This is a genomic window from Corallococcus llansteffanensis, assembly GCF_003612055.1.
Classification (GTDB): domain Bacteria; phylum Myxococcota; class Myxococcia; order Myxococcales; family Myxococcaceae; genus Corallococcus; species Corallococcus llansteffanensis.
Map to the genome: position 1 here is coordinate 1 of NZ_RAWB01000890.1, position 2,471 is coordinate 2,471.

Annotated in this window: 4 protein-coding genes; 1 reads left to right on the top strand and 3 read right to left on the bottom strand. The window is 71.4% G+C overall.

Annotation, left to right across the window (positions count from 1 at the left end; genetic code table 11):
* A partial coding sequence (locus D7V93_RS41720) for a BTAD domain-containing putative transcriptional regulator (protein ID WP_279636997.1) occupies positions 1-636 on the bottom strand: 636 nt, incomplete at its 3' end.
* Between the two features lie 342 nt (positions 637-978).
* Here D7V93_RS41720 and D7V93_RS41725 point away from each other — a divergent pair.
* Positions 979-1,302, top strand: a complete 324-nt coding sequence (locus D7V93_RS41725; RefSeq protein ID WP_158623977.1) for a pilus assembly protein N-terminal domain-containing protein — start codon at positions 979-981, stop codon at positions 1,300-1,302.
* A gap of 26 nt (positions 1,303-1,328) precedes the next feature.
* On the opposite strand, the gene D7V93_RS41730 is transcribed toward D7V93_RS41725, so the two are convergent.
* Positions 1,329-1,781: a PaaI family thioesterase gene (locus D7V93_RS41730; protein ID WP_208723326.1), complete on the bottom strand. Its 453-nt coding sequence runs from the start codon at positions 1,779-1,781 to the stop codon at positions 1,329-1,331.
* 5 nt (positions 1,782-1,786) lie between these two features.
* The gene (locus D7V93_RS41735; RefSeq protein ID WP_120648524.1) at positions 1,787-2,236 is read right to left on the bottom strand and encodes a PaaI family thioesterase; all 450 of its coding nucleotides are present in this window, start codon (positions 2,234-2,236) and stop codon (positions 1,787-1,789) included.
* Between the last annotated feature and the right edge of the window lie 235 nt (positions 2,237-2,471).

A 2,471-nucleotide genomic window follows, 5' to 3' on the forward strand; every position in this document is an offset into this window, starting at 1 on the left:
GCTCGGAACCGGGGACGAGGGCTGCGCGGCGGGACGGGGATGGGGCAGCACGGCCTCCCGTCCCGGGCCGGAGCCGACCCCCGGCGTCCTCACCGGCGACGCGCTCCGGGCTTCCCGAGCTCCGGAGACGTTCACGGGCGTGATGGACGGCACGACGGGCACGGCCACGACGCGGGTGATCTCCTGCGCGGCGTTGAGCACGAAGGCCGGAGGCGGCGGCGGGGGCACGGCCGTGAGGAGGGGCCGGGCGAAGGCGTCATTCGCGGAGCTGTAGAGCTGCTCGTCCTCCAGCGCCGTCGAACACGCCAGGCCCTGGCCCAGCCGCCCCACTTCCATCTGGAGGACGGGGTCCTTCGGGTCCAGCTCCAGCGCGACCTTCAGCGCACCCCTCGCGCGGGACTCACAACCCAGTGACAACAGCACCTCCGCTGCATCCCGGTACGCGGCGATGGCCTGGGTCCGCTGTCCGGCGCGCCGGCACGCCTCCGCGAGTCGCACGCGCACGTTCGGGTCGCGTGGCAGCAGCTTCGCCAGATGCGAGTACGTCTCCGCGCACTCCGCGTACCGGCCCTTCTGGTACAGGGCATATGCGGCTTCCTTCAACTCCCGCAGCTTCGTCGACTCGCGCTCACTCATGGGGGACCCCGCCTCGGTGCCAGGCCCGTGAGCTAGCAGGCAGCGTGCCGAGCGCCGCGAACGTGCGCTCCTGTTCACTGACGCGCGCCCACTACGACCTGCTACCGGATCCGCTGTCGTGCACCGGGCGGATCCAGGGGAGGGACACCGTGCGCCGGTGCACGCTGTCCGCTGCGCGACGCCGCCTGGGCCCTGTAGAAATGGGAACGACGCTGTAACAATGTCAGTGCTGTTTTCAGGAATGTCTGGGGATGACGTGTCCCCCGCTGAGACGTCGGGTGCGGGCGCATGCGACGCTGGGGCGACTCCGGCGTTCGCCGGTGACACCTGGAGGTCATGCCCGTGGCGCCACGCATCGCAGCCCTCACGTTGTGGACCGTGTTGCTCGGAGCCGTGCCCGCGGCCGCGAAGGACCCCGCGCCCGCGAAGGCGGAGGCTTCACCCCAGGCGAAGGAGGAGACGCTCACGTTGAAGGTGGGCGGCAAGCACACGCTGAAGGTGCCGGCCCTCACCCGCGTGGCGTTGGGAGACCCTTCTGTCGTGGACGTGGAGACGGAGGGGGCGGAGGCGGTGGTGCTCTCCGCGCTCAAGCCGGGGGAGACGACGTTGCTCGTCTGGGGCGAGGGCGGTGCGCGGCGCACCTGGCGCATCGTCGTCAAGCGCTGACGGCGGGCCCGGAGGCCCGCGGGGCGTCACGACTCGGCGAGCAGGAACAGGGCGTGCGAGCTGGCGATGGGGCGCGTGCGGTCGTCCTGCCATGCCTCCACGCGCACGTTGGCCACGCGCCGGCCCTGGCGGGTGATGAAGGCGCGCGAGAAGGTGTCCTGCGGCTTGCCCGAGCGCAGGAAGTCCACGGTGCTGGAGATGACCTTGGGCACGCGCTCGGTGTCCGTCTGGAGCAGGAGCTCGAACACGGCGGTCGACTCCAGGAGCGCGCTCAGCGCGCCGCCGTGCAGCGCGGGCAGCATGCTGTTGCCGATGAGGTGGGGCGCGTACCTCATCCGGCAGAGCATCTCCCCGGCGAGGTTCTCCACGCCAATGCCCATGAAGCGCGTGTAGGGGATGGCGTCGGTGAGGCGGTGGTATTCGCGCGACTGGCGCACCGTGCGCACCAGGTCCGCGAGCGGCAGGGAGGGCGTGCTCATGGCGCTCAGTCCTCCACCCGCATGAAGGTGCCCTGCGAGGAGGCCACCGGCAGCGCCGGGTCTCCCTGGTGCACCAGGGCGCGCACGAAGGCGATGAGCCGGGTGACCTTGTAGCACTCGGCGTGCGCGGTGAGCTCCAGGCCCGGGCGCGCGGGGCGCAGGTAGTCGATGCGCAGGTCCAGCGTGGCGATGAGGGCGAAGGCGTTCATCCGCGCGAGCACGGCGGTGCCGCACGTCGCGTCGATGAGCGTCGTCACCGCGCCGCCCGCCACCACACCCGTCTCCGGGTTGCCCACCAGCACGTCCGAATACGGCATCACCACCGTCGCATCCGTGGCGCCCACGTCCACCAGCCGCAGCCCGAGCGCCTGGTTGTGGGGCACCGCTTCGCCATACATCACGGAGAGCTGCGCGAGCCGGTCGGCCTTGTCCGCGGGAAGAGAGAGGGTCGGCATGGGGGAAGGCGATAACAGATTCGAACGCGGGAAGGGGACGCACGCGGACGGGAACACGCTCGCATGTCCGCTGGTTCATGCGCGCCCTTCGCCCTTGGCGGGGCGCCCGGGCCGGGTAGGCTGCCCGCGCCTTTTTCCGTCTCCCAAGAGGACCACCCCGGTGAATCGACTGACCTCCGCCCTCTGCTTCGCGCTGCTGGTGCCGGGCCTGCTCCTGGCCGCGCAGCCCCTGCCC

Coding starts and splice junctions, on each gene's coding strand:
- D7V93_RS41730 (WP_208723326.1), bottom strand. CDS start 1,781: ATGAGCACGCCCTCCCTGCCGCTCGCGGACCTGGTGCGCACGGTGCGC.
- D7V93_RS41735 (WP_120648524.1), bottom strand. CDS start 2,236: ATGCCGACCCTCTCTCTTCCCGCGGACAAGGCCGACCGGCTCGCGCAG.